This window comes from Sulfitobacter sp. M22 (genome assembly GCF_021736025.1).
Lineage (GTDB): Bacteria > Pseudomonadota > Alphaproteobacteria > Rhodobacterales > Rhodobacteraceae > Sulfitobacter > Sulfitobacter litoralis.
Genome location: NZ_WMEC01000001.1, coordinates 662617 through 684089, shown reverse-complemented (window position 1 = coordinate 684089; position 21473 = coordinate 662617). Strand labels below are relative to the sequence as shown.

Sequence of the window (21473 nt, the reverse complement as noted above, 5' to 3'; positions counted from 1 at the left end):
TTACAGGAACACCCGCTCAACGAACCAATAGGCCCCGATGACCGCAATCGCGACCGACGCCGGTATCGCAACGAAGCGGCGGTAAGGTGCCACAACCTGACGGAACTGCACCGACAGAAAGCACCCCGTAAAGATCAGCGCCAGCGGGATCATGAACACCGCAACCGGTGCCTCTAGCAGCTTTGCCACCGCAGGCATCGGAATGATGCACAGCGCCAATGCAATCACAGCCAGCGCCACATACAATCCTTTGGCCGCACGCGGATCGCCCTGCCCGCGCATCACGCGCAGCGCTTGCCAGACACACAGGAACATAATTGCAATTACCGTCAGTTGACCGACCTCGACCCCGATGTTGAACCCGATCAATGCGGGGATAAACTGATCCTCCGGGAGGCCGAATTCGCCCAGTACGGATGCAAATCCTAGGCCGTGCAGCAAACCAAAGCCAAAGATTACCAAGGGCCGCCAAGGGCTGAGCCCGGCCAGAAAGATATTTTCGACCGCGACATAGACAATCGACGCGGCGATCAACGGCTCTACGATACTGCCGGGCACGGACACCCAGCCAAGCGCGCCAAGCGCTAGCGTCACCGTATGCGCCGCTGTGAACGCGGTGACCTGCCAGATCAGCGGGCGCAGCTGTGTCGACAAAAAGAACAGGCCCAATACAAACAGGATATGGTCCAACCCTTTGGGCAAGATGTGGTCAAAACCTACCGGAATATAGGTGGCAAAGGCCTCCCATGCCGATTGCTGCCCGCCGCCCTCAAGCAGGATCTCGGGGCTTTCTGCGCCGCCCTCAAGGTAGCCGGTATAGGGGGTCTCGACCCCTTGCTGGCGCAGCACGAAGGCACCCGCGCCATCAGGCCACGCAACAACCAATCCGCGTGTGTCTTGGGGCAGCGTCGCTTGCAACGACCATTCGGCAATACGGGGCAGCTCTTCGTTCACACCCTCGGGGATTGTCAGCGCCACAGTCTCGAGTGCCACCGGTTCACCATCGCCGCGTAGGATGGGCAAAGCGTTCCACTGCGCGAGAAGCTCGGGCGCGCGGGCAATAATCTTCTGCGGAGGTAAAGCGCGCAAGCTGTCGTAATCGCTGGCATTTTCGGCGTCATTCGTATCGGCCACCTCGTCCAGATCAATGCCGGACAACAGGGCCTCGAGGTTGATGCGCATATCCAAGGTTACTTGCCCGTCGGCGCTATTTAGATCGCCAATCGTCGGCAAGACTTCATGCGCCTGTGCAAAGCCTGTCAGCCCACTTGACAAAACCAGCGCATAGGCCAGCTTGAGTATTAGTTTAGATAAGGTTGTTTTCATGTTTCTGTCCCGTTTCGCACTCGTACTAACGTCATTATTACCAACTTCAGGTGCGTTTGCGCATGAATTCTGGTTAGATGCGCCCGCGTATCAAGTACAGCCCGGTGATGAAATGACAACCGACATCCGCAACGGGCAGTTGTTCGAGGGCACGCGGCTCGCGTATTTCCCGAATAATACCGAACGGTTCGATTTTACCTTTAAAGGTACCACTAAAGAGATTGAGGCGCGGATGGGCGATATTCCCGCGCTCAAGATGGCGGCACCCGACATGGATGGGCTGGCAATTATCGCCCATGAAGCCAAAGCGACACTGCTTACCTATAGTGATTGGCAGACCTTCGTTGGCTTTACCGTCCACAAAGATTTCATGCAGGCCGTGGCTGACCATCGCGACAACGGCTACCCGCAAGACAAGGTGCGTGAACGCTACAGCCGGTATTCCAAGGCGCTGATTGCCGTGGGCGACGGGCATGGCGATGACAAAGCCTTGGGGCTGGAGACTGAGCTGGTCGCAGTAACCAACCCCTACACCTTGGGTGCGGATCAGCAGATGGAGGTCGCGTTGACCTATCAGCAAGAACCGCGCCGTGACGTTCAGGTCGAAGTGTATGAACGCACCGCGAGCAAAGACGTTACCGTGACCAAATACCGGACAGACGACGCAGGGCACGTGCAGTTTCCGGTCACCGCGGGCATGACCTATCTGGTCGACGCTGTGGTGCTGCGCCCTGCCCCGGACGTGGAAACCACCCCCACCAGCCCCCACTGGGAGAGCCTTTGGGCATCGCTGACATTTGCCGTGCCGGAATAGGTCTTTTCACGTCGCCGCGACTTGCGCCCGCCATATTGGTTGGGCCATACCGGCGGCATGACACATACACCTGACATTCTTTGCATCGGATCGGTGCTGTGGGACATCATCGGACGTGGCGATACGGTCATGCGGCAAGGGTCGGACATGCCGGGCCGCATCACGCGCCTGCCCGGTGGCGTTGCACTGAACATCGCGATGGCGCTGGCCCGCTTTGGGCTGTCCCCCGCCCTCATCAGCGCCGTCGGCCGCGACCCCGAAGGGGACGAGCTGATCGCCGCGTGCAAGCTGCGCGGGCTGCATACGGATCACGTGTACCGCTCGGATGATCTGCCCACGGACCGCTATATGGCGGTCGAGGGGACGAACGGTCTGATCGCCGCCATCGCCGATGCCCATTCGCTTGAGGCGGCAGGCGACAAGATTCTGCGCCCGTTCGAAGACGGATCACTGCCAACGCCCTATCGTGGTGCCGTAGCGCTGGATGGCAATCTTACACTCGACCTGTTGTCACAGATGGCGCGTAGCCCGCTATTGGAACACGCCGATCTGCGCGTCGCCCCGGCATCGCCCGGCAAGGCGCTGCGGCTGGCCCCTTTTTTGCAGGCCGAACGCGGCACGCTTTACGTCAACCTCGAAGAAGCGGGGCTGCTGTGCCAAGCGACGTTCGACAGCTCGCGCGATGCCGCGGCGGCGCTACTGGCGCGTGGTGCGGTACGCGCTGTGGTGACGGACGGCGGAAACCCTGCGACCGTGGGGGCTCCAAGCGGTCTGATCACCCAAGACCCGCCCCCCGTTTCCGTCACGCGCGTCACTGGTGCCGGTGACACATTTATGGCTGCGCATATCGCGGCCGAAATCAAAGGGGCGGCACCAGACGCGGCCCTGACCCAAGCGCTTAGTGCCGCTGCCCAATATGTATCTGGAGAGACCAAAATATGATCCCCCTGCACCGCTCTGCCGAAGTCGCCAAAGCCCATGCGAATGGCACCCCCGTTGTTGCGCTTGAAAGCACGATCATCACCCACGGGATGCCTTATCCGCAAAACCTCGAGGTCGCGCGTCAGGTCGAAGCAGACGTACGCGAGGCTGGTGCTATTCCCGCGACAATAGCGGTGATTGACGGGCGGTTGCACATCGGTCTGGAAGACAGCGAGCTGACGGCATTGGCGCAAGCCAAGAATGTCGCGAAACTGTCGCGTGCCGATATGGCGGCTTGTATTGCCACGGGCGGTACTGGTGCCACCACCGTCGCCGCCACCATGATCGCCGCCCATCTGGCCGAGATCGCGGTTTTCGCAACTGGCGGGATCGGCGGCGTGCATAAGGGTGCGGAAGACAGCTTTGACATCTCTGCCGACCTGATGGAGCTGGCCCAAACGCCGGTGACCGTGGTGGCTGCGGGGGCCAAGGCCATTCTTGATGTGGCAAAGACGCTTGAAGTGCTTGAAACGCAGGGTGTGCCGGTGATCACCGTCGGCCAAGATAGCTTTCCCGCTTTCTGGAGCAGCACGTCCCCCTTGAAATCGCCTTTGCGTATGGACAATGCAGCTGACATCGCATCTGCCCATAAAATGCGCGGCAACATGGGCCTGCCCGGTGGTCAGCTGGTGGCGAACCCGATCCCGAAAGAGGATGAAATCGCCGCCGCTGATCTGGCCCCGATCATCAAGGCCGCCCAAGCCGATGCCAACACCCACGGCATCAGCGGCAAAGCCGTTACCCCCTATCTGTTGCAGCGCATATTCGAGCTGACCGAGGGCCGTTCACTGACCGCAAATATCGCGCTGGTCCGCAATAACGCTCGTTTTGCGTCCAAAATTGCAGCCGCAATTATGTCAAAAGACGCATAAAGCCTAATATTTATGCGTCCTCCATTGTAGCAACGCGTGAAACGCCCTAGCTCTAACGCATTGCTGCAGTGGGATAACCTTCATTCATGAACACACCGTTTACGCCGCCTCTTCCTCCCGCACCGCGCCGGACTTTGTTCGCGCGGGTCAGGGCGTCGTTTTTAACCGGCTTGGTCGTGATTGCGCCGGTCGGCCTGACCATCTGGCTGATCTGGACCGTCATCGGCTGGATCGACGGCATCGTGTTGCCGATGGTGCCTCTGGCTTACCATCCTGACCGGCTGATTCAGACCTATTTCGGGCTCGACCCGTCTGCACAGATCAACGTGCGCGGCATCGGTGTGATCATCTTTTTGCTGTTCACTGTGATAGTAGGCTGGCTGGCCAAGGGCATCATCGGACGGTCGTTCATACGCTTTGCCGAAAGCCTGGTGGAGCGCACACCCGTTGTCCGCACGATCTATTCCGGCATCAAGCAAATCTCCGAGACGATTTTTGCCCAGACAGAGCGTAGCTTTGAAACCGCCTGCATGATCGAATACCCGCGTAAGGGCGTTTGGGCGCTTGGTTTTATTTCGATCCCCGCAAAGGGCGAAGTCGCCGCCGCGGGTGGTGAAGGGTCAAACCTCGTGGGGGTTTTCGTGCCGACAACGCCCAACCCCACCTCTGGATTTCTGCTTTTTGTACCGCAAGAGGATGTGACTGAGTTGGACATGTCGGTGGAGGATGCAGCCAAGCTGGTGATCTCTGCGGGGCTGGTCTATCCGCCGCAAAAGCCCGTTCCCGTGGACCAAGCCTTTGGTCCACGTGCGGATCGTATTTCACCAAGCTGACGTCCAAAGGCAGATCACACGAACTGCGCTTGGACATCTTCCACTACCGCCCTCTTCGGTCGATCTGCGCCGTTACTGTTTTACAGCGCAGTCCAGCCGCCATCGACGCTGATCGTCGTACCGGTGATCTGGTCGCCCGCCTCGGAGCATAGGAACGTCGCGGTGCCGCCCAGCTGTTCCACGGTTGCAAACGCCTTGGAGGGTTGGCGCTTGAGCATGACGTTCTTAATCACCTCTTCGCGCGTCATGCCGTATTCTTTCATCGTGTCGGGGATCTGCTTTTCAACGATATCGGTCAGCACGTAGCCGGGGCAAATAGCATTGCAGGTGATGGGATCTTCGGCCGTTTCCAGCGCGGTCGTCTTGGACAGGCCAACGATTCCGTGCTTTGCAGCGATATAGGCTGATTTATAGGGCGACGCGGTCAGCCCGTGCGCGGAGGCCACGTTGATCACACGACCCCAGCCCGCTTGGCGCATCATCGGCAAGGCAACGGCCGTGGTATGAAAGGCAGAGCTGAGGTTGATGGCGATGATGGCGTCCCATTTTTCGGTGGGAAAGCTCGGGATCGGTGCGACGTGCTGAATACCGGCATTGTTTACCAAGATATCGCAACGGCCCGCGTCAGTGATCAATTGGCGACATTCATTCGATTTCGACATATCCGCCTGTATATAGCGTGCCGTCACACCGGTTTCGGTGGCGATGTCTTTGGCGATGGCATGGTCTTCTTCACGGTCGGTAAAGGAGTTCAGCACAACATCCGCCCCTGCCCGCGCCAAAGCCCAGGCGATGCCAAGGCCAATACCTGAATTGGATCCGGTGATGACGGCTGTTTTTCCTGAAAGGTCGATGCTGTAGGCCATGAATTTCTCCTCGCGTTTCTGCAGTTGCATCATGGCGAGTGCGTAAACGAATGGAAACGGCTATTTGAGTGTGCCAGCGGAATGCACCTGATGCGACTACCGCAGCCCAATCACGGGCAAAAAAAAACGTCCGCACGAAGCGGACGTTAAGTTATTGAGGCAGGTTTCATACAGGCAAGAAACCTATCGAGCAGTGAGTTGGTTATACGCAATTCGCCGCCGTAATCCAAGCTTAAAGTTTGAACTGTAGTCCCCGTATCGCTAAGGAATACGCTAATAAAACAAGGGCAGAGCGGGATTGTTGCTAAAATGGCGTTTAATTTTTTCCAAAGCTGTCGGGCAGTTGCAGCCGTTTCTTCACTGATTCTTCTCAGTGGATTCGCCCGCGCTGAGACGGCGCATGGTATATCTATGTATGGGGACCCCGCGCTCCCACCTGATTTTGTGTCTCTGCCTTATGCAAACCCAAATGCGCCCCAAGGCGGCTCGATTGTCTTGGGCAACACCGGCGGCTTTGACAGCCTCAATCCTTTCGTGCGCAAAGGCACATCGCCTTGGCAGTTGCCGTTCTTTACCCATGAAAGTCTGATGGGCCGTTCATGGGATGAACCCTTCGCCCTTTACGGTCTTTTGGCCGAATCGATCGAGGTGCCAGATGACCGGTCATGGGTCGAATTCACCCTCCGCCCCGAAGCGCAGTTTGCCGATGGCACGCCGGTCACCCCCGAGGATGTGATTTTCAGTTACGAGCTTTTGGGCACCGAAGGGCACCCGCGCTATCACGGACTTTACGCCCAGATCGACAGCATCACCCAAACAGGCCCGCACAGTGTGAAGATGGTGTTCAATACCGACAATCGCGAGCTCGCCCTGCTCGCCGGCATGCGCCCGATCCTGAGCAAAGCCCAATGGGGCACCCGCGATTTCGCCAATGCCCCGCTGGCAGATATCCCGCTGGGCTCGGGCCCCTATGTGGTCAGCGATTATAAGGCGGGCAAACAGGTTACCCTGACGCGCAACACCGCCTACTGGGGCAAGGATGTACCGTTTCGCAAAGGCACCCATAACATCGACGAGATAAAGCTCGACTTTTATGGCGATGCGAATGTGCTGTTCGAAGCGTTCAAGGCCGGAGAGATTTCCGCCCTGCGCGAATTCAACGCCGAAAGCTGGGCGACGCAATATGATTTCCCCGCCGTGCAGCGCGGCGACGTGGTCAAATCGACTTTCGCCCATAGCAAGCCTTCGGGCATGACAGGGCTGGTGATGAACATCCGCCGTGCGCCCTTTGACGATATTCGTGTCCGCGAGGCGCTGATTGCGGCGTTCAACTTTGAATATATAAACGAGACGCTGACCGGCGGGGCGCAGCCGCGCATCACCTCGTATTTCTCGAACTCTCCGCTGGCGATGCAAGACGGCCCCGTCACGGGTCGCGTGGCCGAGTTATTGGCCCCCTTCACTGATGACCTTCCCGCCGGAGCGCTTGACGGCTATGCGCTCCCCGTGTCCGACGGATCGGCCCGCAACCGCGCGGGCATCCGCCGCGCCATGCGCGCTTTGGCCGACGCGGGGTTTAGCGCAGACGGCGGCACCATGCGTGGCCCCGACGGGCAGCCGTTGTCGTTCAGCATCCTGCTGTCCAAAGGCAGCAGCGAAAATATTGCCATTGCCGAGCTGTATATTCAAGCGCTGGCCCGCTTGGGGATCACTGCCCGTGTGGATGCCGTGGATGATGCGCAGTTCGTTGCCCGCAACGCGGCCTTCGACTTTGACATGGCTATCTTTCGCCGCGCCCTATCGCTGAGCCCGGGCAACGAGCAACGCTATTACTGGGGCTCCGAGGCGGCAGATCAGGAAGGCAGCCGCAACCTCATGGGCGTGAAATCACCCGCCATCGACGCAATGATCGATACGATGGTCGGGGCCAGCAGTGCCGAGGAATTCACCGCCGCCACCCGTGCGCTGGACCGCGTGCTGACCGCCGGGCGTTATGTCATCCCGTTCTGGCAGTTCACCGAAGACCGCATCGCGCATGTCGCAGCGATGAAATACCCTGAACACGTGCCGCTGTATGGAGATGGGCCGAACTATATGCCGGAAGTCTGGTGGATTGATCCAACACAGTAGGGCGTGCGTGTGAGGCCGCTAAGGGTTCGGCGCGGCGCAGGCCGGCCCTTCGGGGAGAGTTTATTGGGCAAAATGAAGCGCGCTGGTGCGGTCGATCGGGTAAGGCCGGTACAGACGAGGCTCAATCATACGAGAGAGGTGACCCAAAGGATCGTGGCGTCTTCATCGCTGGTCGAAACAACGTTGTGGCCCATCGTCGCGTCGTAATAGGCGCTGTCGCCACGGCGCATTTCGACGGGTTCGTAGAACTCAGTGTATAGGGTAATAACGCCGGTCAGTACATAAAGGAACTCTTCCCCGTCGTGGCGCACCCAGCCGTCGAATTCATCCATTTTGCGCGCGCGAATACGGGCTCGGTAGGGCAGCATCTGCTTTTTGCGCAACGTGTCGGCCAGCATCATGTGTTCGTAGGTGGTGGTCGCTTTGGCGGCACCCTCGTCCGATTTGGTAATTGCCATCCGCCCCTTGATTTGCCCCGCCGATGGCGGCGTAAAGAGCTGCGGCACCGAGATTTCCAGCCCGACGGCCAGCTTTTTCAATGCCTCATAGGTGGGCGACATCTGACCGTTCTCGATCTTGCTGAGGGTCGATCGTGCCAGTCCTGCCTGATTTGCGGCCTGTTCCAGCGTCCAGTTACGCGCCTTGCGCAGCTCGCGCACGCGGGCCCCCAGATCAACTGGCGGCGTGGTTTCTGTCTCGCCGCTTTCGCGGGCGATCTGGATCATCGTTTTGGGGACATCCTGCGTCATGAACTGGCTATAGCGTCGGGTCGGCATGCTTGCAACGCCGCTGCGTGCGGGGTAGCGATTGGGCATGAAATCACTCTCTGCTTCAACGGGGTTTACGCCCTGCCCCGCTCCGTTCAATCTTGCTGCCCATGTGTTGGCGCGCGCGGCCGATTTGGGTGCCAAACCGGCGCTGTCGATACTTGGGCCTGACACTGACGAGACATGGAGCTTTGCCCATCTGGAATCTGCCGTGCGCGGCACAGCGACCGGATTGTTGCGGCGCGGTTTGGCACCGGGCGACATAGTCCTGATGCGCCTTGGGAATACGGTGGATTTTCCGTTGGCGTATCTGGGCGCCTTGGCCGCAGGGCTGGTGCCCGTGCCCACAGCCGCTGCGCTGACAGAGCCAGAAGTCGCTGCGATTATCGCAACCTTAGGGCCAAAAGCCATTTTGCGCGACCCCGCCGTGCCCTGCCCGCCTGCGGATACCATCATCCTTCTGGACGAGTTGCGGGACATGCGCGACCTGCCCCCTGCCGAGTGGCACATGGGCGACCCCGACCGGCTGGGCTATATCATTTATACCTCTGGCACATCCGGAAAACCAAGCGCTGTGATGCATGCACATCGTGCCATCTGGGCGCGTCAGATGATGGTGCGCGGCTGGTACGACTTGCGACCCGACGACCGCGTAATGCATGCAGGGGCGTTCAATTGGACCTATACGCTCGGAACCGGCTTGATGGACCCTTGGACCACGGGTGCAACCGCGCTGATCCCCGCGGCAGGCGTAGCTCCGGCTGATTTGCCGGAGCTTATGACTTGCCATAAGGCAAGTATCTTTGCAGCAGCACCCGGCGTTTACCGCCAGATTCTGAAACATCACGAGCGCATTGACGCCCCAAGCCTCCGCCATGGCCTGAGCGCGGGGGAGAAGCTGCCTGCCGCGGTTGCACGCGCATGGAAGGCCGCAAGTGGAACCGAGATTTTCGAGGCTTACGGCATGTCGGAGTGCTCGACCTTCCTCTCCGCCTCACCCGACCGGCCTGCGCGCATCCGCACGCTCGGCCAGCCGCAAGACGGACGACGTATCGCATTGATAGGGGCCGATGGTCCTGTCGCGGTCGGAAAGGAAGGTACCATCGCAATCCACAAAAGCGACCCGGGGCTGATGCTGGGATACCTCGGCGCGGCCGAGCAAACGGCGCAGAAATATCAGGGCGACTGGTTCCTGACTGGCGATCAGGGAGTGATGGCCGAGGATGGGCAGATCACCTATCTGGGGCGCAATGACGATATGATGAACGCAGGCGGGTTCCGTGTGTCGCCGATTGAGGTAGAACAAAGCCTTGCCAAGTTTCCCGGCATCCATGCCGTCGGCGTAGCGGAGGTCGAAGTGCGCCCCGACGTGACCGTGATCGCCGCCTTTTATACCGCAGACAGCCCGCTGGACGAAGCCGCGCTGGCGCTTTATGCACAAGACAACATGGCGCGCTACAAGCAGCCGCGCCTTTTCATCCACCTGCCAGAACTGCCCATGGGCGCGAATGGCAAACTGCTGCGCCGGTCCTTGCGCGCGGCCTATGAGGCGCAACGATGACCCAAACGATCAAGCTTGATATCATGTCCGATCCGATTTGCCCTTGGTGCTATATCGGCAAAGCGCATTTGGACCGTGCCTTGGAAAGCGAACCCGACCACCCGTTTGCGATTGAATGGCACCCCTTTCAGCTGAACCCCAATATGCCCGCCGACGGCATGGACCGACGCGCCTATCTGGAGGGGAAGTTCGGCGGCAAGGACGGCGCGGTTCGGGCTTATGCCCCCGTGGTGGAATATGCCGAGAAAGCCGGGCTGAAGATCAATTTTGAAGCGATGCAGCGCACACCCAATACGCTGAACGCCCACCGGTTGATCCATTGGGCGGGGATCGAGGGTCGCCAGACAGCTGCGGTATCGGCGTTGTTCAAAGCGTATTTTGTCGAGGCGCGTGATATTGGCGATGCAGAGGTGCTGGCCGACATCGCCGATGGAATCGAGATGGATGCCTCTGTTGTGACGCGTCTTTTGGCGACGGATGAGGATATGGACGACATCCGCAAACGCGACGCACACAGCCGCGAGATGGGGATTTCGTCGGTCCCGACCTTTATCGTCGGCGGACGTCATGCTGTGCCAGGTGCGCAACCACCCGAGCTTTGGAAAAAGGTTCTGACAGAGCTGCGCAACGAGGGCTGAGGCACCGTCGAACGAGATATACATTAAAACAGAAAGCCTTTGCCATCGTGACGAAACCCGCCTAGAATCAGTTGTATAAAGGGGCAAAGACCCCTCTTGGATACGAGCGGGCAGCATGAATTACGATATACCCTTTCCCTTTTTGGGACGCGGGCGGGCGGCGGTGGCGACACCAACTACGCCCCCTTCTTTAAGTGCGTTAAAGCGCCCTGTGGCGCGGACAATCCTGACCTATGGCGGGTTCGACGGGTTTCATACTGGCCATGGCGATTGGCTTCGTCAACTGTCCCAACTGGGCAGCGATTTGGTTGTCGGATGTCATAGCGACGCGTTTTGCACTCGGCTAGGCCAGCCTGCCCAGAAAGGCTTTGCGGCCCGTCGTGCGGTGCTGGAACGTTGCCGCTTTGTTTCGCGGGTCATTCCGCTTGAGACATGGGACCAGACCCGCAGCGATATTGTGAATTACAATGTCTCGGTGCTGGCGCTTCCGGAACATATTCGCCTGCCGATGTCAGGGCTAGACGAGATTGTCCAAGTGCTGCGTCTGCCGATGCGCCGCCGCCAGACAGCATCGCGTTTCAGCGCCTGAGACGGCCGGAGACACACCGCCGATTGCACTATCTGTAAGGCAGCCTTATGAACGGTCATGGCTGCGCGACGTGGCCCCGCCGACACGATGGAGCCCGTGGATGACCAACGACCGACCCGACATTAAGATGAGCCGCCCCGAGTTTGTGGCGCTGATTGCGATGATGTTTGCAATTATCGCGTTTTCAACCGACGCGATGCTGCCTGCCCTACCACAAATTGGGAACGACCTGTCCCCTATGGATGGGACCAAAGTGCCGCTGATCGTCACCGCTTTCATCCTGGGCATGGGAATGGGCACCTTTGTGACCGGCCCGCTATCGGATGCTTTCGGACGCAAGAATATCATTTATCTGGGGTCGGCGATCTATATCGCAGGGGCGGTCGTGGCGTGGATCAGTCAATCCCTAGAGCTGATGCTGGTGGCCCGTGTCGTTCAAGGGATCGGAGCAGCTGGCCCTCGTGTTGTCGCGCTTGCAATTATCCGCGACCTTTATTCGGGTCGGCAGATGGCCAAGATCATGTCGTTTGTGATGATGATCTTTGTGATTGTGCCTGCCTTTGCCCCAGCCATGGGGGCCGTGATTATCGCGCTGTCCGACTGGCGCGGCGTGTTCTTGTCTTTTATTGTCTTTTCAATGACCTGTGCCGTCTGGGCCATGCTCCGCCTGCCCGAAACCCTTCCCAAGCCCAAGCGCCGCCCGATGCAGATCGGTCTTTTGTGGCGCGCGGTGAAAGAGATTTTCAGCAATCCGATGGTGTGCCTGTCGATCACAGTACAAACCCTCGTGATGGGGTTCTTGTTCTCAACATTGATGCTGGTCCAGCCGATCTATGATCAGGTCTATGACCGCGCCGAGAGCTTTCCGTTTTGGTTCGGCGTTGCGGCGCTGATCTCTGGCACCTCGAGCTTGCTGAATGCGTTGCTGGTTGTGCGATTGGGGATGCAGCGGATCGTGACGCTGGCGCTGGGGCTGCAGATTGTGCTGTCAGGACTGATGCTGGGTCTTGGTCTGGGGGAACTGCCCGAGCCCTATGGTTTTGTGTTTTTCCTGATGTGGCAGGCGTCGCTGTTCTTTCAGGTGGGGCTGGTGATGGGCAACCTCAACGCTCTGGCGATGGAGCCACTGGGCCATATTGCGGGGATGGCCGCGTCGGTCATCGGGGCGGTGTCGACGGTCATGGCGGCGGTTCTTGCCTCGGCCATCGGGATGACGTTCAACGGGACGATCACACCGCTGATTGGCGCTGTGTTGGTGCTGGCAACGATTGCTTTTGCGCTGATGCTGCTTATCGGGCGGGTGGTCGACCGACAGCCGGTGACGGAACCTGCGGAATAGGCTAAGCGACTGCGCTGGCCTAAAGCGGGTAGGTTTCGCCCTGCGGGCGAGGATTTAAATCCATTTGGAAGTGCAGTGGCGGCTAAGGCATATGGCCCAAAGCAAAAGGGGCACCGCGGATAGCGGTGCCCCTTTTATCATTTCGTAACAGTTGGGCGACGTTAGGCTGCTTTTTGAGTGCTGGGTTTGCGACGGCGCCGAGCTGCGCCGGCGGGCTTGCCCGCGCCGCCACCATTGCCACCACCGCCATTACCACCGCCGCCGCCGCCACCCGGACGACCACCACGACCACGGCCGCCGCGGCCTTTCGGTTTGGCGGGTTCATCAATCGCTTCCCACGGACGACCAGAGGCCACTGGGATCGAGATCTTCATGGTCTTCTGGATGTCTTTCAACTCGCCCATCTCGTCGGGAGCGCAGAACGCGATGGCTGCGCCATCTTTGCCCGCCCGCGCCGTCCGGCCGATACGGTGGACATAGTTATCCGGCACGTTGGGCAGCTCGTAGTTATAGACGTGTTTGACGTCCGGGATATCCAAACCACGTGCGGCAACATCTGTTGCCACAAGCACAGTCACTTCGCCCTTTTTGAAGGCCTCGATCGCGCGGTCCCGTTGACCCTGGCTTTTGTTGCCGTGGATCGACGCGGCTTTGAAGCCCGATTTGACCAGATCTTTCATCAGCTTTTCACAGCCATGCTTGGTACGTCCGAAAACCAGCGCACGTTCTTCAGTGTGTTTGCCAAGCAGTTCGATCAACAAAGACTTTTTCTCGGCTTTGGCGATAAAGTGCACCTCTTGGGTGACCTTGTCCGCCGCCTTGCCCGGAGGCGATACTTCGATCCGGATCGGGCTGTTGAGGTAGCTGTTGGCGATCTCGTTCATCAGCTTGGGCATGGTGGCCGAGAACAGCATCGTCTGGCGTTCTTTGGGCAACACCGCCGCGATCTTGCGCAGATCGTGGATAAAGCCCATGTCGAGCATCTGGTCCGCTTCGTCCAGCACAAGGAAAGTGGTCTTGTGCAGCAGAACCGCACGGCGATCCATCAGGTCAAGCAGACGACCCGGCGTGGCCACCAAAAGGTCCACGCCGCGCTCCATCCGTTTGATTTGCGGGTTGATCGACTGGCCCCCTACGATCATCATTGTCTTCAGCTGGGTACCTTCGCAGAACCCCTTGAGGTTCTCCATGATCTGGTTGGCCAGTTCACGTGTCGGGGCCAGCACCAGCCCGCGCACAGTGCGCGGTTCGGGGCGGGCTTCGCGTTCCAGCATCTGCGCGATCAGCGGGATACCAAAGGCGGCGGTCTTGCCAGTGCCGGTCTGTGCCAGACCCATCACGTCGCGGCCATTCATCCCGTGGGGGATCGCCTGTTTCTGGATCGGGGTCGGGTCGGTCATACCCATGTTGGTCAATGCTTTGACCAGACGGCGCGGCAGGCCCATCATTTCAAAATCGCTCATAGTATTGTCGTCTTTCCGCGGGAAACAGGCATTGCGCCTTCCCGCCATAGCAGTCACGCGGGCCCTAACTCTCGAGAGAGGCCGCGAGGGACGCAAAGCAGATCGCAGGGGGCGGCCTAGTGCCAACACCCTGTCTGTTGCGCTTGGCCCCACGCGTGATTTTGGGAACATCGGCGGCCTTTTGTTCAACACTCATAAGAACCGGCGACGAAAGATCGACGGGTCAAGGCTGGTCTGCTCACGCGGCAGAAGGCATCGCTTGCGCCCCAGATGGGCTGTTTGGGCGGCAAAGTCAACGGGGCTGTGAAAAATTGCCTAGCGCGGTGCGCTGCGTGCCAGCATCAACGGCAAAACGGCGCTTAGGATGAACAGGCGCATCATATGGCAGGCCGCAACAAACCCCGGGCTGATCCCCAGCACACTGCCCATGGCGATCATTGTCTCGAATCCGCCGGGGGCAAAGGCGACAAGGATATGCGCCAGCGGCATACCGAGCGCCAGCGCCACGGGGATCGCGCCGACCAACGCCAGCCCCACCGCAAGACAGGTCACCGAAAGCCCGGCGGCAAGCCCTTTCATCAGATCATCAAGGCGCACACCCGAAAACCGCGTGCCGATCAGGGCACCAAGCACGATATAGGCCGGCATCACCAGCCACATCGGCAGCACACCCGGTGCCACATCCGTTACATGCGCAAGGGACGACACCAGCATCGGACCGATCAGCATTGGCGCAGGCACACGTATGCGCCCCAGAAGCAGCCCTGCCCCAACCGACGAGCCGGCCATGACCGCGAGCGTGGTGGCCCCCATTGCCGCGCCATCGGGTGCAATCGTCCCGCCAAGGTCCACGCCCATTGCAAGCGCGACAAACGGCACAACCAGCGTCAGGGACAACAGCCGCACCGACTGCGTTGTGGAGATACGGGCAACGTTGTCGCCGCCTTCGGCCGCCATCGCTAAGACGAAACTGAGATGCCCCGGGGCCGACGCAAGCAGTGCTGCGCGTCGGTCAAAGCCGAAAAATCGTGACAACAGCCACCGGCTGAGCACAAGCATCGCCCAAACGAGCACCGCCATCACCACAAACGCCAAAGGCCATCGCAGCATTGCGTCGACCGCGTTGTGATCGAACCCGGCACCGACCGACAGGCCAATGATCACAAAGCAGCCGTTGCGCAGCGATAGCGCAATTCCCATCCGCGCACCTGCCAGACCGGCAAGAGACACCAGCACGGCTGGCCCCAGCAACATGTAAATGGGGGCATTCAAAAGCCAACCCAACCCTGCGCCGCTGGCTCCAATAACAAGGGTCAGAATGGTGGTCAGTATATTGGACGGAGGGCGCGGCCATTTCATACGCTTGTTCTATCATTTGACCTGGCCCCCCGCCAGTCCCGACAACGTAAATCGACCGGGGCTTGCACATCTCCTGACAAAGGGACATGCATCCACCGAGTATATTTAGAACGATTGTATGAAGGGATAGAATATGGACAATCTGCGCGGCGCTTTGATCATGGTGCTGTCGATGTTGGGCTTTGCCATTGAGGACATGTTCATCAAGCTGATCGGAACAGATATCCCGATTGGGCAGATTATTTTTTTGTTGGGGACCGGCGGCGCCATTTGTTATGGCGCGATGGTGTTGATCAAGGGGCAATCTCTGGCAGATCGTGCCATGATGACCCGCCCTATCCTGCTGCGGGCCTTGGGCGAGATTATCGGGACCTTGGGCTTCGTATCGGCAATCGTGCTAACGCCGATCTCTTCGGCCTCTGCTATCTTGCAGGCTACCCCATTGGTGGTCACCCTCGGGGCGGCGTTGTTTCTGGGCGATCCTGTCGGTTGGCGCCGGTGGAGCGCTATTCTCGTGGGCATGTTCGGCGTCTTGCTGGTGATCCGCCCCGGAATGGACAGCTTTCAAGCCTTGTCACTGCTTGCGGTTCTGGGCGTTCTGGGATTGTCCTTGCGGGATCTGGCGACACGGCGCGTGCCCAGATCGACGTCGACATTTCAATTGTCCTTTCTAGCGTTTCTGGCGCTAGTCCCCTCCAGCCTGCTGTACATGCTGGGCACCGGAACATCATTCGTACCCATGTCCGGGACACAATGGATCTTTATGGCAGCTGCGCTAACAACTGGGCTGGTGGCCTATTACGGCATCGTGGCGGCGATGCGCATTGGCGAAATCAGCTTTGTCACACCATTTCGCTATGCGCGGCTGCTGTTTGCTATGGTGGTCGGGATCACGATCTTTGGGGAACGCCCTGATCTGCTGACCTATGTTGGCGCAACCATCATTGTTGGCTCGGGCATCTATACGGTATGGCGTGAGCGAAAGGTCAAAGAACAGGCCTGAATACTTTCCATCCTCCCCTCGGCGCGGTAAACCGCTGCGCAATTGTCATCTGCAAAAGGATAGCCCCTTATGAGCACGATCATCGACATCCACGCCCGCGAAATCATTGACAGCCGGGGCAACCCCACGGTCGAGGTCGACGTGACCCTTGAAGACGGCACCATGGGCCGCGCCGCAGTCCCGTCGGGGGCGTCAACCGGTGCCTATGAAGCCGTCGAACGCCGCGATGGCGACAAATCCCGTTATCTGGGTAAGGGCGTGCTGGAAGCCTGTGCATCGGTCAACGGCGAGATCGCGGACGCGCTGGTCGGTATTGACGCGACAGAGCAGGTCGAAATCGACGGCACCATGATCGAGCTTGACGGCACCGACAACAAGTCGCGTCTGGGTGCTAATGCCATTTTGGGCGTATCGTTGGCCGCTGCCAAAGCCGCCGCAGATTACTGCTCTCAACCGCTGTATCGATATGTCGGCGGCACCTCTGCGCGGATGCTGCCCGTGCCGATGATGAACATTATCAACGGCGGCGAACACGCTGATAATCCTATCGATATCCAAGAATTCATGATCATGCCCGTTGCGGCTGAAAACATCCGCGATGCGGTGCGCATGGGCTCCGAAGTCTTCCATACGCTGAAAAAAGAGCTCTCGGCGGCAGGTCTGTCCACCGGTATCGGTGACGAAGGCGGCTTCGCACCTAACATTAGCTCCACCCGTGATGCGCTTGATTTCATTTTGAAATCCATCGAAAAGGCAGGTTACAAACCGGGCGAGGAAATCTACCTCGCACTGGATTGCGCCGCGACAGAATACTTCAAGGACGGCAGCTATGTTCTTTCTGGCGAAGGGAAAACTCTGAGCAGCGCCGAGAATGTGGATTATCTGGCCGCGCTTTGCGCCGACTATCCGATCATCTCTATCGAAGATGGCATGTCCGAAGACGACTGGGATGGATGGAAACTGCTGACCGACCGTCTGGGCGACAAGATCCAGCTAGTGGGCGACGATCTGTTTGTGACCAATCCCGAACGTCTGGCCCAAGGCATCAAGCGCGGCTCTGCCAATTCAATGTTGGTTAAGGTCAACCAAATCGGTACGTTGTCCGAGACGCTGCAAGCGGTCGACATGGCACACCGTGCAGGTTTCACCAACGTGATGTCCCACCGGTCTGGTGAAACAGAGGACGCGACGATCGCGGACCTTGCTGTGGCGACCAACTGCGGTCAGATTAAAACCGGCTCACTCGCGCGATCCGACCGGTTGGCAAAGTACAACCAGCTGATCCGTATCGAAGAATCGTTGGGCGTAACGGCGGAATACGCTGGCCGTTCCATCCTCAAGGGCTGATCTCTAGCAACAGCTGTTGTCCTGTTAGCAAACGAAAGCGCGCCCCAACAAGGCGCGCTTTTTTAATGGCTAGTCGGATAATCAGCTTTGAATCTGCCGCAGCAACCCTGACTTCGTGAACCCAAGCCGAATACTATCGGTGGCGCTCTTTGGGACCGGCATATTGATCTGAATGGTCCGCGGCCCCGCGCCAAATGCAACATTCATGCGGATGGTCGCCACGAATTTGCCCTGCGTCGCGGGGCGTACATCTTCAATCATGCCGACGACCTGCCGGTCTGATGTCACTACCGTTGCACCCAACGCGACTTGGATTGGCACCGTTGATGCGGAAAGTCCTGCGGCACCGCCCCCGGTGCTTTGCGATCCTGCAGAGGCCGTGGTGGTGCCCCCATTTGTACCTCCGGTCGCGCCGCCCGTCGTACCGCCGTTGCCTGCGGTCGCGCCGTCACCGGTAGAGCCGCCGCCAGTGGAGCCGCCGCCGGTTGAACCTCCGCCGCTCGAGCCGCCCATGTTACCGACACTTGCACCCGCACCGACACCGGCGACGGAATCGCCACCGACAGAGGCACCTGCCCCTGCACCAACGCTGCCTACGCTAGCACCGACACCCGCGTCCGCCACAGAACCGTGGCCGACGCTGGCCCCCGCACCGACACCGACGCCGCCTACACTCGCCCCGACGCCCACATCTAAGGCAAAGGCGGATGTCGCGATGAATACCGTCGCAACCGAAGCTGCGGTGCTTTTCAAAAATATACTCGTCATGGTCACTCTCCTTTTTAATGAGGAGCGGCGCGAGCAAAGCCCTCACTTAATGCGCGACCGCTCTGGGATAGTACCCGTTAAGGTAGCACCACTCGAACCTCTGGTAAGGAAACAGACTGTTGTCCGAATCCGATTGGGCTTTTGCGCAACAGAGCGCCGCGCACAGATATGCCCGTCGGAGACAGCTAACCTATTCGGGAAAAAGCGGAATAATTGCTACCATAGCACGCATTACAACATCGTGATTCGGCCTTGCTTTGTAATCGTCAAGCAAAAAGTATGTGTCGTAAGGCCACCCCAAGTACGGCGCTGCATCGCAGAATAAACCTTATTCCAAGGGGTATTTTGCCTCATTTGGCATGCTCACCATGCCGCCCCCGACCGCAGCCCGCACCCCCGTGGTGCCGGGGCAAGAGGTCGGCAGCCCTCGCGCCACCCGTACGGCGAGATAGCCGAACGCCTGCGCCTCGAGCATGTCCCCATCCAGCCCGATTTCCTCTATCGGAACGACAGGACAATCCAGACTGACGCTGAGCATCTGCATCAACACAGGGTTGTGCCGCCCGCCGCCGGTGACCAACACGCGGTCCGGCAAGCGCGGGCAATGCTGCATGGCCTCGGCGACACCGGCGGCGCACATCGCTGTCAGGGTTGCAGCTGCATCCGCATCAGACAGCTCGGTCACAAGCGCCACCATCTCATCGAAATCATTCCGATCCAGCGACTTTGGCGGCATGCGCGCAAAATAAGGCTCTGCCAGAAACAGTTCCAGCGCGCCCGTCTCTACCCGACCCCGCGCAGCTATCCTGCCGCCCTCGTCAAAGGGTAGCCCAAGACGCGTTTGCATCAGGTCATTGATGGGCGCGTTGGCGGGGCCGGTGTCAAACGCCAGCAGGGCCCCATCGGTTTCGGGCAAAGGCAGCGCCGGATCTACCCACGTCAGGTTTCCCACGCCACCGAGGTTCAGAAAGGCGACCGGTCCGGTCAGCCCCGCATAGCGGGCGCAGGCGTGATGAAAGAACGGCGCGAGCGGTGCGCCCTCTCCGCCCAATTGCACGTCGGCACTTCGAAAATCCCAAACTACGGGCAGTCCCAGATGATCGGCCAGCGCAGAACCATCGCCGACCTGCAACGTGCCCTGCATACGCGGCGCATGGGCCAGCGTCTGACCGTGAAAGCCGATCAGATCAACGTCGGTATAATGAGCCAATGCCTCGAGGTGCGCGGCTTCAACCACTTGCGTAGCGACAGATACCTCCGGCCCCGACCATTTGCCGAAACCGGCCGCGATGGTGCGGCGCTCTGCCTCGGAATAGCTGCGGTAGCTTGAGGAGCCGAACCCGATGATATCGCGCCCATCCGTCTCGATCACCGCGACATCCACCCCGTCCAGCGACGTGCCGCTCATCGCCCCTGCGGCGCGCAGCGGGCCTGTTTTTGCGATCCGTCTCGGGGTTCTTGCCCCTTGGGCCTTATTCATGGCCTTTTCCTTTGTCTGATCAGCACCTATAGAGTGCACCACCACCCAAGCTGAGGGCAAGCACCATGACATACCACCCCAAATCCGATTTCATCCGCATCATGATGGAGCGCGGCTTTCTCGCCGATTGTACGGACTATCAGGGCCTTGATGACGCGCTGATGAAAGGGGCTGTGCCTGCCTATATCGGCTATGACGCGACAGCGAAATCCCTTCATGTGGGGCATCTGATGAATATCATGGTGCTGCGCTGGTTGCAGAAGTGCGGCGGCAAACCGATCACGCTGATGGGCGGCGGCACCACCAAAGTGGGCGACCCGTCCTTCCGGTCGGATGAACGCCCCCTGCTCGACAATGCCGCCATCGACGCCAACATTTCTGGCATGCAGCAGGTGTTCGAGAAATACCTGAGTTACGGTGACGGCGACAACGATGCAATCATGCTGAACAACGCCGAATGGCTTGATAATCTGAACTACCTCGAATTCCTGCGCGACATCGGGCGGCATTTCAGCGTGAACCGGATGCTGTCGTTCGAAAGTGTTAAATCCCGCCTAGATCGGGAACAGTCGCTGTCCTTCCTCGAGTTCAACTACATGATCCTGCAAGCCTATGATTTTCTTGAGCTGAACCGCCGCTATGGCTGCTTGCTGCAGATGGGCGGATCGGATCAATGGGGTAACATCGTCAACGGCATCGACCTGACCCGCCGTGTGCTGGACCAAGAGATCTACGGCCTGACCACGCCCCTGCTCACCACCAGCGATGGCCGAAAAATGGGCAAATCCCAGGGCGGCGCAATCTGGCTGAACGGTGACATGCTGTCGCCGTATGAGTTCTGGCAGTTCTGGCGCAACACGACCGATGCGGACACGGGTAAGTTCCTCAAGATCTTTACCGAGCTACCGGTCGAGGAATGTAACCGTCTGGGCGCTTTGGAAGGGTCCGACATCAACGCGGCCAAGATCATCCTCGCCAACGAGGTTACAACCCTGCTGCATGGTGCCGAAGCGGCCAAAACCGCCGAAGCCACGGCGCGCGAAGTGTTCGAAAAAGGCGGTGTAGGCGACGACCTACCCACCCTGACGCTCAGTGCTGCGGACATTGGCGACGGTATCTCTATCGTGCAGCTGATCGTGAAATCAGGTCTGGCTGGTTCGGGTAAAGAGGCAAAGCGTCTGATCACCGAAAACGGTGCGCGCTATAATGACGAACCGCTGACGGATGCCGGCCTGATGGTCGACGCCGCCACGCTGGCCACACCGATCAAGCTCAGCGCGGGCAAGAAACGCCACGCGCTGGTGCAATTGGGGTAAACGCTTAGAAGTATGCGAGGG

19 protein-coding genes are annotated in these 21473 nt (G+C 59.3%); 12 read left to right on the top strand and 7 right to left on the bottom strand.

All coding sequences use genetic code 11. The annotated features are described in order from the left end of the window. Window positions 1-1326: a HupE/UreJ family protein gene (locus GLP52_RS03330; RefSeq protein ID WP_237271573.1), complete on the bottom strand. Its 1326-nt coding sequence runs from the start codon at window positions 1324-1326 to the stop codon at window positions 1-3. Here GLP52_RS03330 and GLP52_RS03325 point away from each other — a divergent pair. The 4 genes from GLP52_RS03325 to GLP52_RS03310 all read left to right on the top strand — a co-directional run bounded on the left by GLP52_RS03325 (window position 1325) and on the right by GLP52_RS03310 (window position 4826). Beyond that, window positions 1325-2140 carry a DUF4198 domain-containing protein gene (locus GLP52_RS03325; protein WP_272903344.1) on the top strand — a complete coding sequence of 272 codons (816 nt, stop codon included), beginning with the start codon at window positions 1325-1327 and terminating at the stop codon, window positions 2138-2140. The two genes, GLP52_RS03330 and GLP52_RS03325, sit on opposite strands and share 2 nt — an antisense overlap. 57 nt (window positions 2141-2197) lie before the next feature. After that, entirely contained in the window at window positions 2198-3082 is an 885-nt protein-coding gene (locus GLP52_RS03320) for a PfkB family carbohydrate kinase (protein ID WP_208596063.1), read from the top strand. Then, complete coding sequence (locus GLP52_RS03315; RefSeq protein ID WP_237271571.1) at window positions 3079-3993, top strand: pseudouridine-5'-phosphate glycosidase; 915 nt, start codon at window positions 3079-3081, stop codon at window positions 3991-3993. Before GLP52_RS03320 ends, GLP52_RS03315 begins: the two co-directional genes overlap by 4 nt. Window positions 3994-4079: 86 nt before the next feature. Then, entirely contained in the window at window positions 4080-4826 is a 747-nt protein-coding gene (locus tag GLP52_RS03310) for a DUF502 domain-containing protein (RefSeq protein ID WP_237271570.1), read from the top strand. Window positions 4827-4906: 80 nt separating this feature from the next. Here the strand turns inward: GLP52_RS03310 and GLP52_RS03305 are convergent, their stop codons facing one another. Next, the gene (locus GLP52_RS03305) at window positions 4907-5680 is read right to left on the bottom strand and encodes a 3-hydroxybutyrate dehydrogenase (protein ID WP_206338739.1); all 774 of its coding nucleotides are present in this window, start codon (window positions 5678-5680) and stop codon (window positions 4907-4909) included. Window positions 5681-6103: 423 nt separating this feature from the next. On the opposite strand from GLP52_RS03305, the gene GLP52_RS03300 reads away from it, so the two are divergent. Continuing rightward, a complete protein-coding gene (locus tag GLP52_RS03300) occupies window positions 6104-7822 on the top strand; it encodes an extracellular solute-binding protein (protein ID WP_237271569.1) in 1719 nt (572 codons plus the stop codon). Window positions 7823-7947: 125 nt separating this feature from the next. Here GLP52_RS03300 and GLP52_RS03295 read toward each other — a convergent pair whose 3' ends face one another. Next, window positions 7948-8571, bottom strand: a complete 624-nt coding sequence (locus GLP52_RS03295) for a helix-turn-helix domain-containing protein (RefSeq protein WP_237272639.1) — start codon at window positions 8569-8571, stop codon at window positions 7948-7950. Between the two features lie 64 nt (window positions 8572-8635). Between GLP52_RS03295 and GLP52_RS03290 the strand changes: the two genes are divergently transcribed. The 4 genes from GLP52_RS03290 (at window position 8636) to GLP52_RS03275 (ending at window position 12716) form a co-directional block, all read left to right on the top strand. Continuing rightward, window positions 8636-10150 carry a class I adenylate-forming enzyme family protein gene (locus GLP52_RS03290; protein ID WP_237271568.1) on the top strand — a complete coding sequence of 505 codons (1515 nt, stop codon included), beginning with the start codon at window positions 8636-8638 and terminating at the stop codon, window positions 10148-10150. After that, complete coding sequence (locus tag GLP52_RS03285; RefSeq protein ID WP_237271567.1) at window positions 10147-10788, top strand: DsbA family oxidoreductase; 642 nt, start codon at window positions 10147-10149, stop codon at window positions 10786-10788. The genes GLP52_RS03290 and GLP52_RS03285 overlap by 4 nt, the downstream gene beginning before the upstream one ends. A 115-nt stretch (window positions 10789-10903) precedes the next feature. Next, window positions 10904-11377 (top strand): adenylyltransferase/cytidyltransferase family protein, encoded by a 474-nt coding sequence (locus GLP52_RS03280; protein ID WP_093733659.1) that lies wholly within the window; start codon window positions 10904-10906, stop codon window positions 11375-11377. Window positions 11378-11477: 100 nt separating this feature from the next. After that, window positions 11478-12716 (top strand): multidrug effflux MFS transporter, encoded by a 1239-nt coding sequence (locus tag GLP52_RS03275; protein WP_093733658.1) that lies wholly within the window; start codon window positions 11478-11480, stop codon window positions 12714-12716. 161 nt (window positions 12717-12877) lie between these two features. On the opposite strand, the gene GLP52_RS03270 is transcribed toward GLP52_RS03275, so the two are convergent. After that, window positions 12878-14179, bottom strand: a complete 1302-nt coding sequence (locus GLP52_RS03270; protein WP_237271565.1) for a DEAD/DEAH box helicase — start codon at window positions 14177-14179, stop codon at window positions 12878-12880. Between the two features lie 315 nt (window positions 14180-14494). Next, on the bottom strand, window positions 14495-15538 hold the full coding sequence (locus GLP52_RS03265) for an AbrB family transcriptional regulator (protein WP_237271564.1): 1044 nt from the start codon (window positions 15536-15538) through the stop codon (window positions 14495-14497). A gap of 133 nt (window positions 15539-15671) precedes the next feature. Between GLP52_RS03265 and GLP52_RS03260 the strand changes: the two genes are divergently transcribed. Then, window positions 15672-16541, top strand: a complete 870-nt coding sequence (locus GLP52_RS03260; RefSeq protein WP_237271563.1) for a DMT family transporter — start codon at window positions 15672-15674, stop codon at window positions 16539-16541. Between the two features lie 69 nt (window positions 16542-16610). Continuing rightward, window positions 16611-17888 (top strand): phosphopyruvate hydratase, encoded by a 1278-nt coding sequence (eno, locus tag GLP52_RS03255; protein WP_237271562.1) that lies wholly within the window; start codon window positions 16611-16613, stop codon window positions 17886-17888. 81 nt (window positions 17889-17969) lie between these two features. On the opposite strand, the gene GLP52_RS03250 is transcribed toward eno, so the two are convergent. Then, window positions 17970-18656, bottom strand: coding sequence for a hypothetical protein (locus GLP52_RS03250; protein WP_237271561.1), 687 nt, complete (start codon window positions 18654-18656; stop codon window positions 17970-17972). A gap of 328 nt (window positions 18657-18984) precedes the next feature. Next, window positions 18985-20136, bottom strand: coding sequence for an anhydro-N-acetylmuramic acid kinase (locus GLP52_RS03245; RefSeq protein WP_237271560.1), 1152 nt, complete (start codon window positions 20134-20136; stop codon window positions 18985-18987). A gap of 65 nt (window positions 20137-20201) precedes the next feature. On the opposite strand from GLP52_RS03245, the gene tyrS reads away from it, so the two are divergent. Continuing rightward, window positions 20202-21452: a tyrosine--tRNA ligase gene (tyrS, locus tag GLP52_RS03240; RefSeq protein ID WP_237271559.1), complete on the top strand. Its 1251-nt coding sequence runs from the start codon at window positions 20202-20204 to the stop codon at window positions 21450-21452. The last annotated feature ends 21 nt before the right edge of the window (window positions 21453-21473 follow it).